Origin of the sequence: Sporosarcina beigongshangi, assembly GCF_033485195.1 — a bacterium.
Classification (GTDB): Bacteria; Bacillota; Bacilli; order Bacillales_A; family Planococcaceae; genus Sporosarcina; species Sporosarcina beigongshangi.
Genome location: NZ_JAWLIR010000004.1, coordinates 274,485 through 298,739 on the forward strand (window position 1 = coordinate 274,485; position 24,255 = coordinate 298,739).

27 protein-coding genes are annotated in these 24,255 nt (G+C 43.6%); 26 read left to right on the forward strand and 1 reads right to left on the reverse strand.

Annotated elements, in window-relative coordinates; all coding sequences use genetic code 11:
* The 4 genes from rsgA to spoVM are packed head-to-tail and all read left to right on the forward strand — an operon-like array spanning position 1 to position 2,362.
* On the forward strand, positions 1–894 hold the full coding sequence (gene rsgA, locus R2B77_RS03680) for a ribosome small subunit-dependent GTPase A (protein ID WP_203246183.1): 894 nt from the start codon (positions 1–3) through the stop codon (positions 892–894).
* Positions 887–1,555, forward strand: a complete 669-nt coding sequence (gene rpe, locus R2B77_RS03685) for a ribulose-phosphate 3-epimerase (RefSeq protein ID WP_203246184.1) — start codon at positions 887–889, stop codon at positions 1,553–1,555. The genes rsgA and rpe overlap by 8 nt, the downstream gene beginning before the upstream one ends.
* A complete protein-coding gene (locus R2B77_RS03690; RefSeq protein ID WP_203246185.1) occupies positions 1,552–2,205 on the forward strand; it encodes a thiamine diphosphokinase in 654 nt (217 codons plus the stop codon). The genes rpe and R2B77_RS03690 overlap by 4 nt, the downstream gene beginning before the upstream one ends.
* 13 nt (positions 2,206–2,218) lie before the next feature.
* Positions 2,219–2,362, forward strand: coding sequence for a stage V sporulation protein SpoVM (spoVM, locus tag R2B77_RS03695; RefSeq protein ID WP_203246186.1), 144 nt, complete (start codon positions 2,219–2,221; stop codon positions 2,360–2,362).
* Positions 2,363–2,424: 62 nt separating this feature from the next.
* Here the strand turns inward: spoVM and rpmB are convergent, their stop codons facing one another.
* Positions 2,425–2,613, reverse strand: a complete 189-nt coding sequence (gene rpmB / locus R2B77_RS03700; RefSeq protein WP_203246187.1) for a 50S ribosomal protein L28 — start codon at positions 2,611–2,613, stop codon at positions 2,425–2,427.
* Between the two features lie 432 nt (positions 2,614–3,045).
* Here rpmB and R2B77_RS03705 point away from each other — a divergent pair, with 432 nt between their 5' ends.
* From R2B77_RS03705 to ylqF, 22 genes are all read left to right on the forward strand, one after another.
* Positions 3,046–3,408 (forward strand): Asp23/Gls24 family envelope stress response protein, encoded by a 363-nt coding sequence (locus R2B77_RS03705; protein WP_203246188.1) that lies wholly within the window; start codon positions 3,046–3,048, stop codon positions 3,406–3,408.
* 18 nt (positions 3,409–3,426) lie between these two features.
* Positions 3,427–5,094: a DAK2 domain-containing protein gene (locus tag R2B77_RS03710; protein WP_212391080.1), complete on the forward strand. Its 1,668-nt coding sequence runs from the start codon at positions 3,427–3,429 to the stop codon at positions 5,092–5,094.
* A gap of 140 nt (positions 5,095–5,234) precedes the next feature.
* Positions 5,235–5,897, forward strand: a complete 663-nt coding sequence (gene sdaAB / locus R2B77_RS03715) for an L-serine ammonia-lyase, iron-sulfur-dependent subunit beta (RefSeq protein ID WP_203246189.1) — start codon at positions 5,235–5,237, stop codon at positions 5,895–5,897.
* Positions 5,898–5,911: 14 nt separating this feature from the next.
* Positions 5,912–6,820: an L-serine ammonia-lyase, iron-sulfur-dependent, subunit alpha gene (gene sdaAA, locus R2B77_RS03720; RefSeq protein ID WP_203246190.1), complete on the forward strand. Its 909-nt coding sequence runs from the start codon at positions 5,912–5,914 to the stop codon at positions 6,818–6,820.
* Positions 6,792–8,849: an ATP-dependent DNA helicase RecG gene (gene recG, locus R2B77_RS03725; protein ID WP_203246191.1), complete on the forward strand. Its 2,058-nt coding sequence runs from the start codon at positions 6,792–6,794 to the stop codon at positions 8,847–8,849. The genes sdaAA and recG overlap by 29 nt, the downstream gene beginning before the upstream one ends.
* Positions 8,850–8,991: 142 nt before the next feature.
* Positions 8,992–9,576: a transcription factor FapR gene (gene fapR, locus R2B77_RS03730; protein WP_212391082.1), complete on the forward strand. Its 585-nt coding sequence runs from the start codon at positions 8,992–8,994 to the stop codon at positions 9,574–9,576.
* Positions 9,573–10,565, forward strand: coding sequence for a phosphate acyltransferase PlsX (plsX, locus tag R2B77_RS03735; protein ID WP_203246192.1), 993 nt, complete (start codon positions 9,573–9,575; stop codon positions 10,563–10,565). Before fapR ends, plsX begins: the two co-directional genes overlap by 4 nt.
* Positions 10,562–11,506, forward strand: a complete 945-nt coding sequence (gene fabD, locus R2B77_RS03740; RefSeq protein ID WP_203246193.1) for an ACP S-malonyltransferase — start codon at positions 10,562–10,564, stop codon at positions 11,504–11,506. Before plsX ends, fabD begins: the two co-directional genes overlap by 4 nt.
* Positions 11,506–12,252: a 3-oxoacyl-[acyl-carrier-protein] reductase gene (gene fabG, locus R2B77_RS03745; protein ID WP_203246194.1), complete on the forward strand. Its 747-nt coding sequence runs from the start codon at positions 11,506–11,508 to the stop codon at positions 12,250–12,252. Before fabD ends, fabG begins: the two co-directional genes overlap by 1 nt.
* Before the next feature lie 234 nt (positions 12,253–12,486).
* Positions 12,487–12,723, forward strand: a complete 237-nt coding sequence (locus R2B77_RS03750) for an acyl carrier protein (protein ID WP_203246195.1) — start codon at positions 12,487–12,489, stop codon at positions 12,721–12,723.
* 140 nt (positions 12,724–12,863) lie between these two features.
* A complete protein-coding gene (gene rnc, locus R2B77_RS03755) occupies positions 12,864–13,628 on the forward strand; it encodes a ribonuclease III (protein ID WP_203246196.1) in 765 nt (254 codons plus the stop codon).
* A 2-nt stretch (positions 13,629–13,630) separates the two neighbouring features.
* Positions 13,631–17,188, forward strand: coding sequence for a chromosome segregation protein SMC (gene smc / locus R2B77_RS03760; protein ID WP_203246197.1), 3,558 nt, complete (start codon positions 13,631–13,633; stop codon positions 17,186–17,188).
* 14 nt (positions 17,189–17,202) lie between these two features.
* Positions 17,203–18,210, forward strand: a complete 1,008-nt coding sequence (ftsY, locus tag R2B77_RS03765; protein ID WP_203246198.1) for a signal recognition particle-docking protein FtsY — start codon at positions 17,203–17,205, stop codon at positions 18,208–18,210.
* 73 nt (positions 18,211–18,283) lie between these two features.
* Entirely contained in the window at positions 18,284–18,616 is a 333-nt protein-coding gene (locus R2B77_RS03770; RefSeq protein WP_203246199.1) for a putative DNA-binding protein, read from the forward strand.
* Between the two features lie 14 nt (positions 18,617–18,630).
* Positions 18,631–19,986, forward strand: coding sequence for a signal recognition particle protein (gene ffh / locus R2B77_RS03775; protein WP_203246200.1), 1,356 nt, complete (start codon positions 18,631–18,633; stop codon positions 19,984–19,986).
* Between the two features lie 184 nt (positions 19,987–20,170).
* Complete coding sequence (gene rpsP, locus R2B77_RS03780) at positions 20,171–20,443, forward strand: 30S ribosomal protein S16 (protein ID WP_203246201.1); 273 nt, start codon at positions 20,171–20,173, stop codon at positions 20,441–20,443.
* Between the two features lie 15 nt (positions 20,444–20,458).
* Positions 20,459–20,692, forward strand: coding sequence for a KH domain-containing protein (locus tag R2B77_RS03785; RefSeq protein ID WP_203246202.1), 234 nt, complete (start codon positions 20,459–20,461; stop codon positions 20,690–20,692).
* Positions 20,693–20,864: 172 nt separating this feature from the next.
* The gene (rimM, locus tag R2B77_RS03790) at positions 20,865–21,380 is read left to right on the forward strand and encodes a ribosome maturation factor RimM (protein WP_203246203.1); all 516 of its coding nucleotides are present in this window, start codon (positions 20,865–20,867) and stop codon (positions 21,378–21,380) included.
* Positions 21,380–22,117 carry a tRNA (guanosine(37)-N1)-methyltransferase TrmD gene (trmD, locus tag R2B77_RS03795; RefSeq protein WP_203246582.1) on the forward strand — a complete coding sequence of 246 codons (738 nt, stop codon included), beginning with the start codon at positions 21,380–21,382 and terminating at the stop codon, positions 22,115–22,117. Before rimM ends, trmD begins: the two co-directional genes overlap by 1 nt.
* A gap of 133 nt (positions 22,118–22,250) precedes the next feature.
* The gene (gene rplS / locus R2B77_RS03800; protein WP_203246204.1) at positions 22,251–22,595 is read left to right on the forward strand and encodes a 50S ribosomal protein L19; all 345 of its coding nucleotides are present in this window, start codon (positions 22,251–22,253) and stop codon (positions 22,593–22,595) included.
* A 100-nt stretch (positions 22,596–22,695) separates the two neighbouring features.
* On the forward strand, positions 22,696–23,253 hold the full coding sequence (gene lepB / locus R2B77_RS03805) for a signal peptidase I (RefSeq protein ID WP_203246205.1): 558 nt from the start codon (positions 22,696–22,698) through the stop codon (positions 23,251–23,253).
* 16 nt (positions 23,254–23,269) lie between these two features.
* Positions 23,270–24,133 carry a ribosome biogenesis GTPase YlqF gene (gene ylqF / locus R2B77_RS03810; RefSeq protein WP_203246206.1) on the forward strand — a complete coding sequence of 288 codons (864 nt, stop codon included), beginning with the start codon at positions 23,270–23,272 and terminating at the stop codon, positions 24,131–24,133.
* Positions 24,134–24,255: the final 122 nt, after the last annotated feature.

The window sequence follows — 24,255 nt, forward strand, 5'->3', positions numbered from 1 at the left end:
ATGCCGGAAGGACAAATTAGAAAAGCGATTAGTGGGTTTTATTATGTAGAGCAGGATGGGCAATTGATACAGTGTAAGAGTCGTGGGGTGTTTAGAAATCGTGGGATTCATCCACTTGTGGGAGATCATGTAACGTTTGTGCCTGATGGGGATAATGATGCGCTTATTACCGCTGTCCACGAGCGCCGCAATGAGCTCGTACGCCCACCGATTTCTAATATCGATCAAGCCTTGCTTGTGTTTTCGATGGTAGAACCGGCTTTTAGCCCGCACCTGCTGGATCGATTTTTGGTTGTCGTCGAATCGTTTGACGTGCAGCCTGTCATTTGTTTGACGAAAAAGGATTTAGCGGATGGTGAGGAGCTTAAGAAAGTTGCAGAAGCGGCAGCTTATTACAAAAAAATTGGATATGACGTTATTGAAACCTTTATTGATGATGAGTCTCTTTCTGCTACGCTAGAACCTTATTTAAAAGGAAAGACAACCGTTTTAGCAGGGCAGTCTGGTGTTGGAAAGTCGACTTTATTGAATACAGTGTTACCGATCCTTGCGTTGAAAACAGGTGAAATTTCAGAAGCACTTGGTCGGGGGAAACACACGACTCGACATGTAGAGTTACTTGAGATTGCAGGAGGACTTGTTGCAGATACACCGGGCTTCAGTTCACTCGATTTTGATCATATTGAAAAGGAACAATTATCCCATTACTTTGTTGATATGGATGAACTGTCCACGATGTGTAAATTTCGGGGATGCTTACACTTAAAGGAACCAAAGTGTGCCGTGAAAGAGCAGGTAGAGGCTGGCGGAATGCCACGCCATCGGTATGAAAACTACTTGCAATTTATGCAAGAAATATTAGACAGGAAGCCGAGGTACGACAAACATGATTAAAATAGCACCTTCTATTTTAGCAGCTGATTTTTCAAAACTTGCCGACGAGGTAAGAGAAGTAGAAGCAGCAGGGGCAGAGTTGATTCATATCGATGTAATGGATGGTCATTTTGTTCCTAATATTACGATGGGACCAATTGTTGTGGAGGCACTAAGACCAGTGACAAAGCTACCGTTAGATGTCCATTTGATGATTAGCAATCCTGATGCGTATATTGAGCAATTTGCAAAAGCAGGAGCAGACTATATCACGGTTCATGTGGAAGCATGCCCGCATTTGCATCGCACTTTACAGCTCATTAAATCACTCGGTGTAAAATCAGGTGTCGTCTTGAATCCGCATACACCGATTGAAACGATTCAACATGTTCTGGAGGAAGTTGACATGGTGCTGTTTATGACGGTGAATCCTGGATTCGGGGGTCAGAAATTCATCCATTCAGTACTTCCAAAAGTGAAGCAATTGGCGGATATCATCCGCAATCGTAACTTGCCAATTGAAATTGAAATTGACGGCGGTGTCAACGAAGAAACGATTATACCTTGTGTAGAAGCGGGAGCAACAATCCTTGTTGCCGGATCGGCTGTTTTTAATGCATCGGACCGCGCGGCAGCATTACAGCGCATCAAGCTTGCAGGTGAAGGTGCGTTAATAAAATGACAATTGCCGTCGTTTGCGCGGGTGGCCCTCATTCAGAAATTGTAGATATGATGGAATTTCGGTGTGAGGACACAGTTTTCATCGGGGCGGATAGAGGTGCATTACACTTATTGCAACAAGGTATTATTCCACATGAAGCTGTCGGTGATTTCGATTCGGTGTCGATTGATGAATATAATCAAATTGTGGCAGCTGTTCATAAAGTTGGGCGGTTCCGTTCGGAAAAGAATGAAACTGACACGGAACTAGCCGTCGACTGTGCACTCTCGTATAATCCAAACCATGTTATTTTGACAGGTGTTACAGGTGGCAGGCTGGATCATATGGAGTCCGCCCTTCACCTGTTGTACCGTCTTCAGATGAAACATAAAGAAATTCGTTTTTCAATACGCAATACAACGAATGAGTTGTCTATCCTACTGACAGGTCAACATGAATGCGCACGTGATGACCGTTTTCCATACGTTTCTTTCTTCCCTTTTGGCGGGGATGTGGTTGGTCTTACATTATCGGGTTTTAAATACGAGACGCAAGATGAGAGACTCGAAACCGGCATGACTAAATTTACGAGTAACGAACCCGCGGCAGAAGTCTGTACTATCTCATTCCATCGGGGCATATGCTTAATGGTAAGGAGTTCAGATTCCTGAAAGGAGTGGGGAATTGCGCGTTTATACATTTACGATGCCGAAAGTTGTGAGTGGTTTCGTCCGGAAGTGCTTGGTTGTTTTTCAAAAAGAGGATCCGCCAAAGGTTACTGCTAGTAATAAATCTAGAAAAAAGAAAAGAGAAAAAACACCAGGCTGAAGGAATTCAGCCTGGTGTTTTATTTCCGTTCATGTTTAATTTTACGGCGTTAGCCTATAAAATTAAACGCGTTGAACTTTACCTGATTTAAGGGCTCTTGCAGAGACCCATACACGTTTAGGTTTACCGTTAACGAGAATACGGACTTTTTGAAGGTTCGCACCCCAAGTACGTCTGTTAGAGTTCATCGCGTGTGAACGAGAGTTTCCCGCACGGGCTTTGCGTCCTGAAATAACACATTCTTTAGCCATAGTTAGTACCTCCTTGCGAATGATGATTAAGCGATTTACTTGTTATTCGCATACCATAATAATGTATCATATGACAAACGGTGTTGCAACCTTTTTTACGACATCTTTCAAGGTGAATGCCTTTACAGACTTTTTTAGTCCGAAAAATAATAAAGTTGTGCACTCTGTGTATAGTTATTTTGGAACGCCTTAGATTGAACAAATTCTATACGATTATCGTGATGTGTTTTATATACAGGGATGCGGCATCGCCGCATTTCTACACATTTATTCTCGCGGTAATTTTGTCGTGGATAATTCGCCGAAAAGCGAACCGAAAATGATCCAGTGGAAAATGATGCCTTTATTCAGAATACGAATGCTTTCTTTTATTATGATTGTAGATATAGTACAATAGGGGCAAGTGAGAAAAGATGCAGGAGGGACCTAACCATGTCAGTTGAAGTGAAAAATGAATACGGCAAAATCGATATTACAAACGACGTCATTGCTCAAGTAGTTGGCGAAGCGACGATTGAATGTTACGGCATTGTTGGAATGGCTTCAAGGCATCAGATTCGAGATGGATTGACAGAGATACTTCGTAAAGAAAGCTTTGCGCGGGGAGTCATCGTCCGTAACGTTGGAGATGATACGCATATTGATATGTACGTCATTGTTGGATATGGTACTAAAATTTCCGAAGTTGCCTACCAAGTCCAATCGAAAGTAAAGTATACATTGCAAAAAACAATTGGTATGACTGTTAAATCGGTAAATATTTTTGTCCAGGGAGTCCGAGTGACTAACCTGTAGAAGGAGGAAGTAATTTTAATGAAGTCCATAGATGGTTTAAAGTTTGCAGAAATGATAAAGATGGGTGCTCATCACCTCTATCAAAATGCGGACTATGTCGATTCACTTAACGTTTTTCCAGTGCCAGACGGTGATACGGGTACAAATATGAATTTGTCCATGTCATCAGGGGCAAAAGAAACAGAGGTAAACGCTGTTGCCCACCTAGGAGAAACCGCAAATGCATTATCAAAAGGTTTACTTATGGGTGCACGCGGAAATTCGGGTGTCATTTTGTCACAATTATTCCGTGGCTTTGGAAAGTCAGTTGAGAATGAAGCGACTTTAGATGGCGAGAAATTTTCAGTTGCCTTGAAATATGGTGTTGAAACTGCCTATAAAGCAGTGATGAAGCCAGTAGAAGGAACGATTTTGACGGTTGCCAAGGATGCTGCAAATGTTGGTGTAGAAAAAGCGAAAGCAACTGAGGATATCATCGCAGTGATGGAAGCAATCGTGGAGGAAGCGAAAGCATCGCTAGAGCGGACGCCGGATTTATTGCCCGTTTTAAAGGAAGTTGGCGTCGTAGATAGCGGCGGTCAAGGTCTCGTTTATGTATACGAGGGCTTTTTAGCATGTCTAAAAGGCGAAGAACTTCCAGAAAGAACAGTTGTTGGATCGATGGATGACCTAGTGAATGCTGAGCACCATCGTAGTGTTCAAGGCTTCATGAATACGGAAGATATCGAATTTGGCTATTGTACAGAATTTATGGTGAAATTTGCAGCGGATAAATTAGCAACAAATCCGTATGATGAATCTGAATTCCGCCAAGCATTAAGTGAGTTTGGTGATTCACTGCTTGTCATTTCTGATGAGGAAGTTGCCAAAGTACATATTCATACAGAAGAACCAGGCGACGCCCTTAATTATGGACAAAAATTCGGTTCGCTAATCAAAATTAAAATTGAAAACATGCGTGAACAACATATGGAGATTGTCGGTGAGAACTATTCAGCACAAACTCCAACAAAAAAACAGGCGGTCAAACATCCATATGCAGTTGTGACAGTTGCGATGGGGTCTGGTATTGCTGATTTACTGAGAAGTGTAGGGGCATCTGCCGTTATTGAAGGTGGACAAACAATGAACCCATCAACGGAGGATATTGTTAAGGCGATTCAAGAAGTAGGCGCAGAGCGTGTTCTTATTTTACCGAACAATAAAAACATCATTATGGCAGCTGAACAAGCGGCAGAAGTAATCGGTATTGAAGCGGCTGTTGTACCTACAAAAACAGTGCCAGAAGGTCTTGCAGCTATTTTAGCTTTCAATCCGGAAGTAGAAGTGACTGCGAATGCGAATGTGATGAAGGAAGCTGCATCATTTGTCAAAACAGGACAAGTCACATACGCTGTACGCGACACGTCAATAGATGGTGTCGATATTAAAAAAGATGACTTCATGGGTATTGCAGGTGGAAAAATTATTATTTCAACACCTTCACTTGAAGAAGTGATGAAGGCGTTACTCGCTTCACTCGTTGAAGAAGACGATGAAATTGTCACGATTTTATATGGTGAAGATGTTAGTGAAGAACAAGCAGCCGCGATGGTAGATTATGTAGAGAATAACTTTAGTCATACGGAAGTTGAGTTGTATGATGGAAAGCAGCCGCTATATCCGTATATCATTTCAGTGGAATAAGGTTTAAAGGAGCAGTGCACCGTATTTGTGGTGTACTGCTCCTTTAATGATATTATCTAAAAACAATATTTTTTGTTTTAAACCATTTATTCATGTAAAATGAACAGAGTACTATTTCATTTAAAAGGGGATAATATAAGATGAAATTTAGATCCGTTTTTGAAATTATTGGTCCGGTCATGATTGGTCCGTCTTCTTCACATACTGCTGGTGCCGCAAGGATTGGTCGTGTTGCACGGACACTTTTTGGTCGTCAACCTGAGTGGGCAAGAATCCATCTGTATGGTTCGTTCGCACAAACGTATAAAGGTCACGGAACGGATGTAGCAATTATTGGGGGATTGTTAGATTACGATACGTTTGACGAACGCATTAAAACAGCGTTTGAAGAAGCTGCGCAATTGGGGATGACATTTGAATTCATCGCTGAAGAGGAAGAGGCTGACCATCCAAACACAGCACGACTTGTCATTGGCGATAGTAAAGGGACGATGGAGTTAACGGGCATTTCGATTGGCGGGGGAACGATGGAAGTTGTCGATTTGAATGGTTTTCCGTTACGTTTATCAGGACATTATCCAGCGCTTCTTGTTGTTCACGATGATCGTTCTGGTGTCATTGCAAGCGTTTCCAATGTTATTGCGAAGCAGGGCATGAATATCGCTCATATGGAAGTGGGCCGCAAGGAAAAAGGGGAAATGGCTCTTATGGTCATTGAGGTAGATCAGATGATTGACGATACACTATTGAACGAGCTACAGGCCTTGCCGAATGTCACACAAGTTTCAACGTTAGCGAACTAAGGAGGAGAACATATATGGAGATTTTATTTGGTACGGTTAAAGAGCTAGTGGCACTTGCGGAAACGCAACAAAAACCGATTTCAGAAATTATGATTGAACAAGAAATGCTAGTAACGAAACGATCACGTCAAGATATTATTGCACAAATGGATAACAACTTGACTGTAATGGAAAATGCGATTGAAAGAGGGCTTCAGGGCGTGCAATCGACATCTGGTTTAACGGGTGGAGATGCGGTTCTTATGCAAAATTATATCGCGACAGGTAAAGGCTTATCAGGTGATTTGCTATTGGATGCAGTTAGTAAAGCGGTCGCCACAAATGAAGTGAATGCTGCGATGGGCACGATTTGTGCGACACCAACTGCTGGTGCAGCCGGTATTGTACCAGGAACATTATTTGCCGTGAAAAATAAGTTGAATCCAACACGAGAGCAAATGATTAACTATCTCTTTACGACAGGTGCATTCGGTTTTATCGTCGCGAATAATGCCTCGATTTCAGGTGCAGCTGGTGGCTGTCAGGCTGAAACCGGTTCAGCAGGTTCTATGGCAGCAGCTGCTATTGTGGAAATGGCTGGAGGGACACCTCAACAAAGTGCAGAAGCCTTTTCGATTGTGATGAAAAACATGCTTGGACTTGTTTGTGACCCAGTAGCAGGTTTGGTAGAAGTGCCTTGTGTGAAACGCAATGCGATGGGAGCGGCTAAAGCACTTGTTGGAGCAGATATGGCGCTTGCAGGTATCGTTAGTCGTATTCCAACAGATGAAGTCATTGAAGCGATGCATAAAATCGGTCAGTCTATGCCTTCTGCACTACGGGAAACAGCAAAAGGTGGTTTAGCTGCAACACCGACAGGAAAAGCGCTAGAGGCAAAAATATTCGGGAAGGATAATGCTAACAGTGACCTCGTCAATTCATGATGCCGTTACGACAATCAAGGGTGTCGGAAAATCGACAGGTGAACAATTAGAAGCACTTGGGATATCCACAATTTACGACTTTGTCATGACATTCCCGTACCGCCATGAAGATTTTAGATTGAAGGATTTGACTGAAACACCACATAACGAACGGGTGACGATTGAAGGAAGGGTCGAAAGCGAGCCTTCCGTTCTTTTTTTAGGCAAAAATAGGTCGCGTCTACAAATCCGTCTTCTTGCTGGCAGTCATCTCGTGAAGGCGGTCTTTTTCAATCAGCATTATTTAAAGGATCGTTTAGTACCTGGCATGATTGTGACTGTTACAGGCAAGTGGGACCGTGGCAGGCAAGTCATCAATGTGAGCAATTTTAAAGATGGACCAAAGACCGAGCAAGCTGACTTTGAGCCTGTCTATAGCTTAAAGGGCATCATGCATCAAAAGACATTTCGCCGTTTTATGCGCAATGCATTGGATGCCGCTGTTGGGCAATATGAAGAAGCGCTTCCTTTTGATATTCGCGAGGCTTATCGCTTACCTGAAATCGGGCAGGCACTTGAAATGGTTCATTTCCCCACAAGTCCTGAAGATGTTAAGCATGGAAGAAGACGTTTTGTCTATGAGGAATTGCTGCTATTCCAACTAAAAATGCTAGGCATGAAAAAGGCGCGAAAAGAAGCAGAGCAAGGCGTCGCCATTGACTATGATTTGACGAAAGTAAAAGCCTTTATTGCGAGCTTGCCCTTTGAATTGACAGGTGCCCAAAAGCGAGTCGTAAATGAGTTATGCTCAGAATTGAAAAGTCCAATTCGCATGAATCGTCTATTACAAGGTGATGTTGGATCGGGGAAGACAGTTGTGGCGGCTATCGCCCTATACGCGGCTATTACAGCGGGCTTTCAAGGGGCACTGATGGCGCCAACAGAAATCCTGGCCGAGCAACATGCGGCATCACTTGCCGAATGGCTGGAGCCGCATGGTGTTACGGTGGCGTTTTTAGCAGGATCGACGAAGGCGAAGGCGAGAAAAGCTTTGCTAGAACAGCTAGAGTCAGGTGGAATTGATTTGCTAATCGGTACACATGCACTAATCCAACCGGACGTTGTTTTTAGTAATCCTGGATTAGTCATCACGGATGAACAGCATCGTTTCGGTGTCGAGCAACGTCGTATTTTGAGGGATAAAGGATTAAATCCAGACGTCCTATTCATGACGGCGACGCCGATTCCAAGGACGCTGGCTATTACCGCGTTTGGTGAAATGGATGTGTCGATTTTGGATGAATTACCTGCTGGGCGGAAGAAAATCGAAACGCATTGGTTGAAAGAGGATTCACTATTGCCTGTATTACGCAAGATGGAAACAGAGCTGAGCGCAGGACGTCAGGCCTATGTGATTTGCCCTTTGATTGAGGAATCCGATAAGCTGGATGTTCAAAATGCGGTAGATGTGCACGGCCAACTGGCGACTCATTTTGCCGGGAAATATAATGTTGGCCTCATGCACGGTCGTCTTCATGCGGACGATAAGGATGCCATTATGCGTGAATTTAGCGATGGGGACATTCACATATTGGTTTCGACGACAGTCGTAGAAGTTGGGGTGAACGTCCCGAATGCGACGTTTATGCTTATCTATGATGCGACACGCTTTGGACTTGCGCAACTCCATCAATTAAGGGGGCGAGTAGGTCGTGGAGCTGATCAGTCCTATTGTGTTTTGCTAGCCGATCCGAAAACGGAGGAAGGCAAGGAGCGGATGCAAATTATGACGGAGACGAATGATGGCTTTGTTTTAGCAGAAAAGGATTTAGAATTAAGAGGAGCAGGAGATTTCTTCGGAAGAAAGCAAAGTGGGATGCCTGAGTTTAAAGTGGCAGATCCTGTACATGACTATCGAGCACTCGAAACAGCTAGGAAAGATGCAGAACGATTATTGGGCTCCACTCAGTTTTGGGAAAATCCCGAATATGCTGTTCTTCAATCACAACTGGAGCAATCTGGCGCGCTTAGTATGGAAAGGCTGGATTAAGAGATGTGAGTCAAGCGGGAAGCTTATTGGATAAAGGCTAAATTCCTTTAAACGGCGCCTTCCGCATTTCTATACTTGCATTCTCTTTTCCGTCTTTATATACTACTATTAGTACCAAGTGCTAATCCGGAAGGTGAAACGATTGAGAATGCCTAAAAAGGAACGGCAACGACAGCTTGGATTGTTGCTTGAAGAAAACCCGTTTTTAACAGATGGGGAATTAGCGGAGCATTTTACAGTGAGTGTACAGACGATTCGATTGGATCGACTTGAGGGCGGTATCCCAGAGCTAAGGGAACGATTAAAGACTGTTGCTACACGTACGATGCAAGAAGAAGTGAAGTCACTTCATTCCGACGAAATTATTGGAGATATTATAGATATTGAACTTGATAAAAGGGCTTTGTCCATTTTCGATGTGACGCAGGATCATGTTTTCCAACGCAATGGTATTGCGCGCGGGCATCACCTTTTCGCTCAAGCTAATTCATTGGCAGTTGCGGTGATGGATGATGATTTGGCATTGACCGTCAAATCGTCTATTCACTTTTTAAAGCCCGTGAAAGCAGGTGAGCGCGTTGTCGCGCGCGCTGAAGTGAAGAAAGAAAGCTTAGTAGAAAAAAGGACGCTCGTTGAGGTTGTTTCAACAGTTGGTGATGAAACAGTGTTCACGGGAGAGTTTTATATGTACCGGACGACGGATAGGAAGCAGGTAGAAATCATATGATTATAGCGCTAGATGGAATGGGCGGGGATCATGCACCTGGTGAAATTATTGCGGGTGCATTGGAAAGTCTCGCTGCATTTGATGACATACACATACATATTTATGGTGATGAGCAAGCTATGTCGCCATTCTTACAACAACATGAGCGTTTGAAGGTTATCCACTGTACAGAAAAAATTGAGGCGGATGACGAACCAGTTCGAGCAATCCGTCGGAAAAAAGATGCATCTATGGTTAGAATGGCGCAAGCCGTGAAAGATGGCGAAGCGGCGGCATGTGTATCCGCAGGCAATACAGGAGCACTAATGGCCGCAGGCTTGTTTGTCGTTGGACGAATTGACGGTATTGAACGTCCTGCGCTTGCCCCGACACTTCCAACTGTGGATGGCAAAGGCTTCGTTATGCTAGACCTTGGTGCTAATGCAGATGCAAAGCCGTCCCAGCTTGGGCAATATGCGGTAATGGGAAGTATTTACGCAGAAAAAGTGCGAGGCATTGACAATCCGCGTGTAGGTTTACTGAATATAGGCACAGAAGAAGGTAAAGGCAATGAACTGACGAAAGCTGCTTTTGGTGTTCTAACAGAAGCGCCGATTAATTTTATCGGTAATGTGGAGGCGCGTGATTTATTGACCGGTGTAGCGGATGTTGTGGTGACGGATGGTTTTACAGGGAATGTTGTGTTAAAGACCATTGAAGGAACCGCGGGTGCATTCTTCTCGATGCTAAAAGAAGTTTATGGTAGTTCAGTGAAAACGAAATTGTCTGCTGCACTTGTAAAAAATGACTTGCGTGGCTTGAAAAATAAAATGGATTATACAGAATATGGCGGAGCCGGGTTATTTGGCTTAAATTCTCCCGTTATTAAAGCACATGGCTCGTCCAATGCCAATGCTATTTTGAATGCCATCCGACAAGCAAGAACAATGGTGCAATACGATGTTACTGGAACTATTCGCGAAACAGTAAGGAAGGTGGACATTCAATGACGAAAGTAGCATTCATATTCCCAGGACAAGGCTCACAAGCAGTAGGGATGGGAACAGAATTGGCAGCAACCTATGCCGATAGTAAGCAATTTTTTAAGCAAGCTGATGAGGTCCTTGGATTTCAACTAAGTCAGCTTCTTACAGAAGGACCTCAAGCTGAATTGACACTCACTTACAACGCACAGCCGGCGCTTTTAACAGTCGGTTCAATGATTGCCGCACGATTAGTAGAAGCTGGTATCACACCGGATTATACGGCAGGACATAGTCTAGGCGAGTATACAGCGCTTGTTGCTTCAGGCGTTCTGACATTTGCGGATGGTGTGTCTATCGTTCATCAGCGTGGATTATTTATGAACGAAGCTGTTCCGGCAGGTGAAGGGGCAATGGCAGCCATTTTAGGACTGGATGGTGACAAGCTAAAGGCCGTTACTGATGCAATTACGGCAGAGGGCTTTGCCGTTCAACCCGCCAATTTAAATTGTCCGGGACAAATTGTCATTTCCGGCACGAAGGCAGGCGTCGAGAAAGCTTGTGTAGCGTTGAAAGAAGCAGGCGCTAAAAGAGCGATTCCACTCGATGTAAGCGGACCATTCCATTCATCATTGATGGAACCTGCGGCGCAAAAGTTACGTGCGGCGTTGGACGAAGTAACAATGTCAGATGCCACGATTCCGGTCATTGCTAATGTGAATGCATCAGTAGTTACTCATTCGAATGACATCAAAGGCTTCCTTGTTGAACAGCTTTATTCACCTGTTCTGTGGGAGGATTCGGTTCGCACATTGCTGGAGCAAGGCGTTACGCATTTCATCGAATGTGGGCCAGGGAAAGTATTGAGTGGGCTTGTCAAAAAAATAGACCGTAGTGCCACTGTCCTGCCGGTTTATGATGAAGAAACGTTACAAGCTGTCATCGAAGCTTCGAAAGGGTGGTCGTAATGGGGAGATTTGCAGGGAAAACAGCGATTGTTACAGGAGCTTCACGGGGAATTGGACGTGAAATTGCATTGCTTTTAGCTAAGGAAGGCGCGCGTGTAGCGGTTAATTATAGTGGAAGTAAAGGCAAAGCCGATGAAGTCGTTCAATTGATCACGGAGTCTGGTGGAGAGGCATTTGCAATCCAAGCAGACGTTTCAAATGCAGACAGTGTGAAGGTGATGGTCGATCAAACGCTAGAGACTTTTGGTTCGATTGATATTCTCGTTAACAATGCAGGCATTACAAGAGATAATTTGCTAATGCGAATGAAGGATGATGAATGGGATGATGTTATCAACATCAACCTAAAAGGTGTTTTCCTGTGCACGAAAGGTGTTACACGCCAAATGATGAGACAGCGTGCTGGTAAAATTGTCAACGTTGCATCAATCGTTGGCGTATCAGGAAATCCGGGTCAAGCAAACTATGTAGCTGCAAAAGCGGGAGTTATTGGTTTCACGAAAACCGCCGCTAAAGAGCTTGCGTCACGTAATATCAATGTCAATGCTGTAGCTCCAGGCTTTATTACGACGGACATGACCGATGCGTTGAATGAAGAAGTGACAAAACAAATGCTAACAGCAATTCCACTCGGCAAGTTGGGAAGTCCAGCAGATGTAGCGAAAACCGTCCTGTTTTTATTATCAGACGATGCCGCTTATATCACAGGACAGACTATCCATGTTGACGGTGGAATGGTAATGTAATAAAGGTGTATTGCAACAGATGTGTGGTGATTGTTTGTTCGGTTGTGCGCACATTTTAAGTTTTACTCTTGTTGATTGTAGCGTAAGGCGGCGACTCCAGCGGGAATAGCTTGAGCTGAAGACCCTGGACTGAGCGTGGCGAGGGAAGCGGCTGAAGCCAAGCCCGCGGAAAGCGTCCGCCTGAAGCGGAAATCAACCTTGTTCGGATTATGACATTGAGAGGAGGTGACAAATTTGTCAACAGTACTTGAACGTGTAACGAAAGTAATCGTCGATCGCCTTGGTGTCGATGAAAGTGAAGTTAAATTAGAAGCTTCTTTCCGTGACGATCTAGGCGCAGATTCATTGGACGTCGTAGAACTTGTTATGGAATTAGAAGATGAATTCGAAATGGAAATTTCTGATGATGATGCTGAAAAGGTGACGACTGTAGGAGATACAGTTTCGTATATCGAATCAAAAATCAACTAATAGTTATGCCGATTGAGACTCCTTCATCCTTTCTATAAAGGGTGAAGGAGTCTCTTTTCAATTTTTTACGAATCTTTTTTGCACAAAGGCATCGAAAAGGGTAAAATTAAATCATTATGTTTTGAAAGGCAGAATCGGTTATGAACACTAGACGAACTAACGGAAAAACTATCACTGCGACACTCCCAGTTGCGACTCGTACTAAATTTGACGAGCTACAACAAAGATTGGATATTCAATTTAAAAATCATGCACTATTGTACAATGCGTTTACGCATTCATCTTATGTGAATGAGCACCGAAGAAAAAACTTCACTGATAATGAAAGGCTTGAATTTTTAGGAGATGCAGTGCTTGAACTCGGGGTTTCTCAGTTCCTGTATGCAACTGAGCCTGGTATGAGCGAAGGAGAGCTGACGAAATTAAGGGCAGCTATTGTTTGTGAGCCTTCCCTCGTTAAGTTTTCAAACGAACTCCATTTTGGTGATTATATTCTTCTAGGAAAAGGCGAAGAACAAACAGGTGGACGGATGCGACCGGCTCTTCTAGCAGACGTATTTGAAGCGTTTATCGGAGCGCTATACATAGACCAAGGAATGGAAGCAGTCGTGCCGTTTCTTGAGAAAGTCGTCTTTCCTAAAATCAGTATCGGTGCTTTTTCGCATGTGATGGATTATAAAAGTCGTCTACAGGAAATTGTTCAGCAAAAAAATAATGGTCAACTCCAATATGAAATTATTGAAGAGAAAGGTCCGGCTCATGCTAAAAAATTCGTCACTGTTGTTCGTCTCGGGGATGTAGAGCTTGGAACAGGTCTCGGGAAATCGAAAAAAGAAGCTGAACAGGAAGCAGCCCGTCATGCGATTCAAGAACTTAAGAGTCGACAGGCCGAAGGGGAGAGCTAATTGTGTTTCTGAAAAGACTTGAAATTATGGGGTTTAAATCGTTTGCCGAGCGTGTGGGCGTCGATTTTGTGCCGGGCGTGACAGCGGTTGTCGGTCCAAATGGTAGTGGCAAAAGTAATATTACAGATGCCATTCGTTGGGTTCTTGGGGAGCAGTCTGCTAAATCACTTCGGGGTGCGAAGATGGAGGATGTAATTTTCGCAGGGAGTGATTCCCGAAAACCACTTAACTTTGCAGAGGTAACACTTATTTTGGACAATAGCAAAGGGCTATTTCCGCTCGATTATACGGAAATTAGTGTTAGCAGACGGGTGTTTCGTTCTGGGGAAAGTGCGTACTTACTAAATGGTCAGCAATGTCGATTGAAAGACGTCAATGATGTCTTTATGGATTCAGGGCTTGGCAAAGAAGCGTTCTCCATTATATCCCAAGGTCGTGTTGATGAAATTCTCAATAGTCGACCGGAAGATCGCCGGAGTATTTTCGATGAAGCAGCCGGGGTTTTGAAATATAAAACGAGAAAAAAGAAAGCGGAGCACAAGTTATTTGAAACCGAAGATAACTTAGATCGTATTCTTGATATTTTGAAGGAGCTCGATTCGAGAATAGGTCCGCTACAAGAAAGCGCGGAAGCGGCTAAAACACATAGCATACTTACAGAAGAAATGCGTGAGGCAGATGTGAGCTTACTCAACTTCGATGCCAAAAATCTAAGCGATGCCATCATTGCAAAATCAGAGGAAGCTGAAAAGTTTAAGCAAAGTAAAGAGCAGCTAGAATCTGAAGTGGGAAGTGCGGAGCAGCAGTCGGTTGCATTGACTCAACAGTTGAATGCGATAGATGAACAGCTGGATACTTTACAAAAAAAGCTTGTGGAAGCGAGCGCAGAGGCGGAAAAATGGGAAGGTAGACGTTTGCTGTCCTTGGAAAAACGCCGAAACACTGACCAGCAGCTCGAAAGGATTCAGCAGGAGCTTGTTGTGCATGAAGAGGAAAAGCTAGTCCTAGCAGAAAAACTACTATCGGCTCGTGAGAAATTGGCATTGACGGAGACGGATTATGGCGTGATTTCTGTTGAAATGGATGGTATTTCTCAAATTTTGAAACGCTCTGTTAAAGAGACGGAGCAGCAAATTGAAGAGTTAAAGTCGACTTATATTGATTTACTCAATGAGGAAGCGACAATCCGTAATGATTTGAAGCATATAGACGAACGTCTTGAAGGCGAAAAAACTTCATCGGAAAAAATTACACAGCAGACAACGATTCTGAAGGAGAGATTTCAAGAACTCACGAAAGAAAAGGCTGTAAAAGTTGCTGCGTTAGCAGAATTGAAACGACGATTGACAGAGGCTGATGTAGCTTATCGTGAAGTATCGAAGGCTTTGCGGGAAAAAGAAGATGATCTCAATGCCCAGCAGGAGCTTGTGCAAACAGCGTTGAATAAGCAACATGAAATGCGTGGTCGGTTACATGCTTTGGAAAGTATGGAAGCAGATTTTTCTGGCTTTTATTCTGGCGTCAAAGAAGTATTGATTGCGAAAAAATCCGGTAAATTACTCGGTATCGATGGTGCAGTCGCTGAATTGATTTCCGTGGATACTGGCTTTATTAAAGCAGTGGAAACAGCACTTGGTGGTGCCATGCAGCATATTATTACTGCGACCGAGCTGGAAGCGCGAAAAGCCATTGCTTATTTAAAGGCTAAAAATGCTGGGAGAGCTACATTTTTACCAAGAGATGTCATGAAATCGCGGAAGATTCAACCGTCTGCATTGCGTGCCGTGGAGCAACATCCGGAATTTATAGGTACTGCGGATCGTCTTGTGCAAACCGATGAGGCGTATGCGATCATTACTGAAAATCTACTAGGTAATACAATTGTTGCTAAAACACTTGCCGGTGCTTCGGCAATTGCAAAAGCACTTAACTATCGTTTCCGTGTCGTTACGATTGATGGAGATATTGTCAATGCGGGCGGTTCATTAACTGGAGGCGGTGTCAAAGGCCAGGCCTCAGTATTTACGCGGAAAGCCGAGCTTGAAACATTGCAGGTGCAGCTTGCACGGATGGCGGAGTCCATCCAGAATGCTACTGCAAAAATCGGTAACACAAAAATGGATGTAGCGAAAAAACTACATGAAGCAGATCAGTTCCGTAAATTAACCGATAGTCTGCAAATTAGAGTCGCAACGGGTGAGTCAAGCGTTCGTGAGTCAACCATCGCCATTCAAGCCGTGGAAGCAGAAATTGCTTCGACTGATATAGGAAGACGCGGTGCCGAGCATACTGGCTCTGAGCTATTAGATAGGAAATCGTCACTACTGAAAAGCCATGCATATGTTAAAACCAAGTTGACTACGATTCAGACAGAGGTGACCACGCTCGAACGTCTTGCTACCAATTGGCGAAACGAAGAAGCGACGTTAACAAGTCGCTACAATGAGCTACGTGAGCAGGTGGCCGTTTTACGTGAGCAAAAGGTGCATCAGCAATCATCTATTACTGAAATGGAACGTGCAACGGGTCAAGTGGAGCATAAAATCGTTTCATTGCAGGAGCAATTGCAATACTTTACAGGCAATGAAGACGGTCGTGAAATGACGGCTGAGGAAATTGGTGAACAAATTGTTAAGGCGACAGCGGATCGAGCTCTCATTGAAACAGCGATTACGACAGGCAGAGAAGGTCGCGCAAAGCTATCTGACCAATTGGAAGGGCAAAGCGCATTGCTTCGACAACTGAGGGAAAGTTCGGGGAAAGCGATTGCTACACTGAACACCTTGTCTGTCGATGTTTCACGACTCGAAGTGAAGTATGAGGCGGTCACACAACGATTGCTGGATGACTATGGATTATATCCAAATGGCATTATCCCAGCCGATTTTGATGAGCTCCAAATGCGGTCAAGAGTGGAAGAGTTGAAGCGGCAGTTGTCGATTCTTGGCCCAGTCAACCCCGGTGCTATTGAGGAGTTTGCTGAAGTATCCGAGCGACATACGTTTTTAACTGAGCAACGTAATGACTTAGTTGAAGCAAAAAATACATTACGTGAGGCAATGTCTGAAATGGATGCAGAAATGACAATGCGTTTCTCGACGACATTTAATGCAGTTCAAAGCCGTTTTCGTCAAGTGTTTAAAGAGATGTTTGGCGGTGGGGATGCAGATTTAATCCTGACACAACCTGATAATTTACTGGAAACGGGTGTCGAAATTGTCGCACGACCTCCGGGGAAAAAGCTGCAAAATTTGAGCTTATTGTCGGGTGGCGAACGTTCATTGACGGCAATTGCTTTACTGTTTTCCATCATCGAAGTACGACCTGTACCATTTTGTATTCTCGACGAAGTGGAAGCTGCACTCGATGAGGCAAATGTCATCCGATATAGTAAATATTTGAAAAAGACCTCAGACAAGACGCAATTCATCGTCATCACACATCGTAAAGGAACGATGGAGGGCGCTGACGTGCTGTACGGAATTACGATGCAGGAATCAGGGGTTTCCAGACTTATTTCGGTCAAACTATCTGAGGTGCCTGAAGAAGCTATTATGTAAGGGAGCGGATCATCATGTCCTTTTTTAAGAAAATAAAAGAGAAAATCACGGGTACAAATGAAGCTGTAACAGAGAAGTTTAAGGATGGTTTGACGAAAACAAGAGATACATTCACCTCGAAAGTAAATGACCTAGTTGCACGTTTTCGTGAAGTCGATGAGGAGTTCTTCGAGGAACTAGAAGAATTGCTGTTGCAGGCAGACGTAGGCTTTGAAACGGTTATGGAACTCATTGATCAATTAAAGCTAGAAGTACAGCGGAAAAATATTAAAGATACAGCTGGTATTCAATCCGTTATTTCGGAAAAACTCGTTGAAATTTATCAAGCAGGAGAAGAAGTAGATAGTAGCTTAAACATTCAAGAAAATGAACTGACTGTTGTGTTATTAGTCGGGGTGAATGGTGTCGGTAAGACCACGACGATTGGGAAGTTGGCTGCACGACTAATGGCTGAAGGTAAAACAGTGATGCTAGCGGCTGGCGACACATTCCGAGCAGGGGCGATTGACCAACTCGTTGTGTGGGGCGAGCGTGCAGGCGTCGAAGTAATCCGTCAATCAGAAGGTTCTGATCCAGCTGCTGTTATGTACGATGCCATCCGCGCTGCGAAAAATCGCAATGTCGATGTTTTAATTTGTGATACAGCTGGAAGGCTCCAAAACAAAGTGAACTTAATGAATGAGCTGGAAAAAGTACATCGGGTCATTAGTAAGGAAGTAGCAGGTGCGCCGCATGAAGTACTGCTCGCGCTCGATGCGACAACAGGGCAAAATGCATTGGTGCAGGCACAGACATTTAAAGAAGCAACAAACGTCACAGGCATCGTTTTAACGAAGCTTGACGGAACGGCGAAGGGCGGAATTGTCCTTGCCATTCGCAATAAATTGAATATCCCTGTAAAATTTGTCGGCCTTGGTGAAGGAGTAGACGATTTACAGCCATTTGATCCTGAAAAGTATGTCTATGGTCTATTTGCAGATGGACTCGAATTGGAACAGCAGGCAGATGAAACAGACAAGTAATTTTGCTTGACAGTCCATAAACAACATACTATGATGGCATAGGAAGAAACAAGCGGAGGAGGCAAGACTTATCGTGCTTGCAAAAACAACACGCATTAACTTCCTCTTTGATTTTTATCAGTCGCTTTTGACGGATAAACAGAGACTGTATATGCAATTGTATTATTTAGAAGACCTTTCGCTCGGTGAGATTGCAGGGGAATACGGAGTATCACGACAAGCTGTCTATGATAATGTGCGTAGAACGGAAGCAATGCTCGAAGACTATGAAACGAAGTTAAACTTATTTTCGAAGTTTCAACAACGGTTAGAAATTGTGGACCGGTTGGAACAGCTCATAACCGATACAGACGAACAATCGACAACAGTCAGAGAGTTGTTGGTTGAACTAAAAGATCATGAGTAGGGGAGGCTCTGTGCATGGCATTTGAAGGTTTAGCCCAGCGCCTGCAAGGGACGCTACAGAAAATAACGGGCAAGGGTAAGATTAGCGAGGCTGACGTTAAAGAAATGATGCGTGAAGTACGCTTTGCGCTTATTGAGGCAGACGTCAATTTAAAAGTTGTCAAAGAGTTTGTTAAAACAGTAAGTGAACGGGCTGTCGGCCAAGACGTCATGAAGAGTTTGACACCTGGTCAACAAGTCGTCAAAATCGTCAAGGACGAACTGACAAACTTAATGGGCGGCGAACAAAATCCAATCCAATTTGCGAGGAAATCTCCGACAGTCATTATGATGGTTGGTTTGCAAGGGGCGGGGAAAACAACTACCTCTGGGAAACTGGCAACTGTTTTGCGTAAGCGACACAACAAAAAGCCACTTCTTGTGGCGGCAGACGTTTATAGACCCGCTGCCATTCAGCAATTGGAAACACTCGGCAAGCAGTTAACTGTACCGGTTTTTGCGCTTGGCACGGATGTATCTCCGGTTGAAATCGTGCGTCAAGCATTGGCGGAGGCAGAAAAAGAACATCATGATGTTGTCATCATTGACACGGCGGGACGACTTCATGTCGACGAAGTACTGATGCAGGAGCTACAAGACATCCAAGAACTTAGTAAACCGGATGAAGTATTCCTCGTTGTCGATGCAATGACGGGGCAGGATGCTGTTAACGTCGCGCAAAATTTCAATGAAACAGTTGGAATCACAGGTGTTGTCCTAACGAAATTGGACGGAGACACTCGGGGTGGTGCGGCACTTTCCATACGTTCAGTGACTGACAAGCCGATTAAATTTGTCGGGATGGGCGAGAAAATGGATGCGCTGGAACCTTTTCATCCAGAGCGCATGGCTTCAAGAATTCTTGGAATGGGCGACGTCATGTCACTCATTGAAAAAGCCCAAGAGAATGTCGATGAAGAAAAGGCAAAAGAACTTGAACAAAAGTTCCGAACACAGTCCTTTACACTCGACGACTTCCTTGATCAGCTCCAGCAAGTGAAAAAAATGGGTCCAATTGACGAGTTATTGAAAATGATGCCCGGTGCTAATAAAATCAAAGGGCTCGAAAATGCCAAAGTTGACGAAGGTCAAATGGGGCGTGTCGAAGCGGTCATTCAGTCCATGACGATTTCAGAGCGCAATACGCCTGAAATTATTAATGCCAACCGGCGTAAGCGAATTGCTAAAGGGTCCGGAACGACGATTCAAGATGTCAACCGATTGCTTAAACAGTTCGAAGATATGAAGAAGATGATGAAACAAATGACGGGCATGCAACAAAAAGGTAAAAAGAAAAATAAAATGCCTGGATTTGACACGTTATTTAAATAAAGCTAGAAGTTCTCAAACTCTGCTGAATTTATTTAAAGTGTGGACGCAATTATGCCTCGGCGTAATTAATAAAAACCCTGTTTTTAAAAAGAATTTCAAGGTGTTAAGAAAAAACACTTTACAAACATTAAAAAGCTTGATAATATACTATCTTGTGTGAAACTATTCGGAGGTGCAAGTAAAAATGTCAGTAAAAATTCGTCTTAAACGTATGGGAGCAAAGAAAACTCCTTTCTATCGTATTGTTGTAGCAGATTCACGTTCACCACGTGATGGTCGTCAAATCGAAACAGTTGGTACTTACAACCCGCTTACAAAACCAGCGGAAGTAAAAATCAATGAAGAGCTAGCGCTCAAATGGCTTCAGAATGGTGCGAAACCATCTGATACAGTCCGTAACCTGTTTTCTGACCAAGGTATCATGGAGAAATTCCATAACGCTAAACACGGTAAATAATCAGGAGGGGTGCACATGAAGCAGCTGATTGAAACAATCGTCAAACCGTTAGTCGATTATCCCGGTGATGTCCGGGTTGCAATGGATGAGCATGATAATCGTGTCATCTACAAACTATCCGTAAATCCTGATGATATGGGAAAAATAATCGGAAAGCAGGGGCGTGTTGCGAAAGCGATACGAACTATTGTTTATTCAGCAGCAGGCAGTCACCACGGCAAAAAAGTCTATATCGATATTATAGATTGATATGAAAAGGGAAGGAGCCTATGTTCCTTTCCTTTTTTGTCTAAGCAATTCCTTTAATAATGCTTTCGTTATATATCAGTGTTAATTATAGTGAGTTCCGTTGATTGGAGCGGAAAGCGTCCGCCTGAAGCGTAAATCAACAGTATTATTTTAAATAAAGGACGGTGTACGTATGCAATGGTTTAACGTAGGGACAATCGTCAATACACATGGAATTCGTGGAGAGGTTCGTGTGATTTCTCGCACGCATTTTCCCGAAGAACGCTACACAGTAGGCAACAAGCTTGCCCTGTTTATGCCTGATAGTAAAACACCTATTTACTTAGTCGTAGCAAGCCATCGCCAACATAAAAACTTTGACTTATTAACGTTCGAAAATCATTTTAATGTCAATGACGTTGAAAAATACCGAAACGGCATCTTCAAAATTGCAGAAAGCGAACTAGGCGAGCTAGATGAAAACGAATTTTACTATCATGAAATCGTCGGTTGCACAGTTGTAACAACGGAAGGTGTCGACATTGGGAAAGTGACGGAAATTCTTGAAACAGGCGCCAATGATGTATGGACGGTAACGCCAGAAAAAGGAAAGCCGCATTATATTCCATATATCGAAGACATCGTTTTAGAAATTGATATCGACAATAAAAAAATCATTATCGATCCAATGGAAGGCTTGCTGTCATGATGAAAATTGATGTCTTGTCATTGTTTCCGGAAATGTTTGAAGGAGTTCTTCATTCATCCATTATGAAAAAAGCGCAGGCGAATGACGCGGTAGCTTTTGAAGTGACGGACTTCCGCGATTATTCCACAGACAAGCACCATAAGGTTGATGATTACCCGTATGGCGGTGGGGCAGGCATGGTGCTTAAGCCAGAGCCACTCTTTGCGGCAGTAGAAGCGTTAGCTGAGGGGTTAGAAAAACGACCGCGTGTCATTCTCATGTGCCCTCAGGGGGAACGATTTACGCAAAAGAAAGCAGAAGAGCTATCGGATGAAGAACATATCATTTTCATTTGTGGTCATTACGAAGGTTATGATGAACGCATTCGCCAATATTTAGTGACAGACGAGCTATCCATTGGTGATTTTGTTTTGACTGGTGGAGAAATTGCAGCAATGGCTGTTATCGACAGTGTTGTTAGACTGTTACCGAACGTCCTGGGCAATGCTGACTCACCTGTACTAGACTCGTTTTCAACGGGCTTGCTGGAACACCCACAATATACAAGACCGGCTTCGTTCAATGGTCTAGAGGTGCCAGAGATATTATTATCTGGTAACCATGGCAAGATCGAACAATGGCGCCAAGAACAATCACTTCTCCGAACATTCGAACGGAGAAAGGATTTGCTCGAAGACGCGCCACTTACCGACCATCAGCGCAAGCTGCTCCAACAATTAAATCATCAACAAAAATAAACAACTCGCCTTGCACCAGCTTGCACTTTGTGATATTATCTACTATGTACTTCTATAGGGAGTGCATATTGACTGATGTTCCGCTGCAAAGGCAAGAGGTGCATGAGCGTCTGTGGAGAAGGAGAGAAAAAATATGCAACAACTAATTGCAGATATTACAAAAGATCAGCTTCGTGCAGATCACCCAACATTCCGTGCGGGAGACACAGTTCGTTTGCACGTAAAAATCGTTGAGGGAACGCGTGAGCGTATCCAGCTATTTGAAGGTGTCGTCATTAAACGTCGTGGTGGCGGAATCAGTGAAACATTCACAGTCCGTAAAATCTCTAACGGTGTAGGCGTTGAACGTACATTCCCTGTACACACACCAAAAATTACACTACTTGAAGTGGTTCGTCGTGGTAAAGTACGTCGTGCGAAATTGTACTACCTTCGCAGTCTACGCGGAAAAGCTGCACGTATCAAAGAACTTCGATAAAACAAAGATGCAGGAGGCCAACAAAACGGCCTCCTTTCTTTTTGCCTAGAAAATGAATAGACTGTACAATAAGGATAGAAGTATGCGGGAGGCTTTGTCGATGAATGAAGAGAAGAAGAAAAATGAAACATGGGAATGGACGAAGGCGCTATTAATCGCATTCGGTCTTGCAGCGATTATTCGTGTGTTTCTTTTTACACCAATTGTTGTCGATGGAGAATCCATGATGCCGACATTGGAAAACGGTGACCGAATGATTGTGAACAAAATTGGTTATACGATTGGTAAGCCGGATCGTTTTGATATCGTTGTATTCCATGCGCCTGAACAGAAGGACTACATCAAGCGGGTCATTGGGCTTCCTGGCGATACAGTTGAATACCGAGATGACATTTTGTATATTAATGGAAAGTCCCGAAAAGAGCCATATCTCGATCAATATAAGGCGGAAGTGGTTGACAGTCCGTTAACGGAAGATTTCACGCTTGAACAAAAAATTCAAAGCACTACAGTTCCGGAGGGACATGTGTTTGTCCTTGGGGATAATAGACGGAAAAGTAAAGACTCCAGACATATCGGGGCAGTAGCAATTGATGAAATCATTGGCAACACGAACATTGTATTTTGGCCAATCAAAGATTTCGGTTTTGTTAAATAAGAAAGGTGATCACAGTATGACGATTCAATGGTTCCCAGGGCATATGGCGAAAGCACGCCGTGAAGTAACCGAGCAGCTAAAGCTTGTCGATATCGTTTTTGAATTAATCGACGCAAGACTTCCATTATCATCTAGAAATCCGATGATTGACGAGGTGATCCATCAGAAGCCAAGACTTCTTATTTTAAATAAAATGGATCTTGCAGATGAAACGGAAACGGCACGTTGGATTCGCTATTTTGAAATGCAAGGTGATCGTGCAGTTGCCATTAATTCATTCGAAGGAAAAGGTCTTCAGACAGTTATTAAGGCAGCGAAAGAGATTTTGGAGCCGAAGTTAGAACGAATGCGCAAAAGAGGTATTCGCCCAGGTGCAATCCGTGCAATGATTGTAGGGATTCCAAATGTCGGAAAATCTACGCTGATCAATAGACTTGCGAAGAAAAATATTGCGAGAACAGGAAACACACCAGGGGTTACGAAAGCTCAGCAATGGATCAAATTTGAAAAAGAATTAGAGTTGCTTGATACACCAGGGATTCTTTGGCCAAAATTTGAAGACAAAGAGGCGGGTTACAAACTAGCACTTACAGGTGCTATTAAAGATTCCATTGTGAATATGGAGGACCTAGCTGTTTACGGTTTGCGTTTTCTTGAAGCGCATTATCCGAGTCGCTTGTCAGAACGCTACGGTTTGACAACGGTTGGCGAAGACATCCTTCAAGTTTTCAATCAAATTGGCTCACTGCGTAAAGTTTATACAACTGGTGGAGAGGTCGAATACGATAAAGTAGCAGAGCTAATCGTGCGTGATATTCGTAGCGAATATCTTGGTAAGCTAACCTTTGACTTCACAGCTGATCAAATTCAAAATGACTAGGCCGATGCCGATACGGGATTTATTCCCGAGGCTATCGGCTTTTTCTATTATCTGGATTCAACGGAAGACCCCTACTGAATCCAGATAAAGCCTTCGGACGCAACTACGCCTCGCTGTAATTG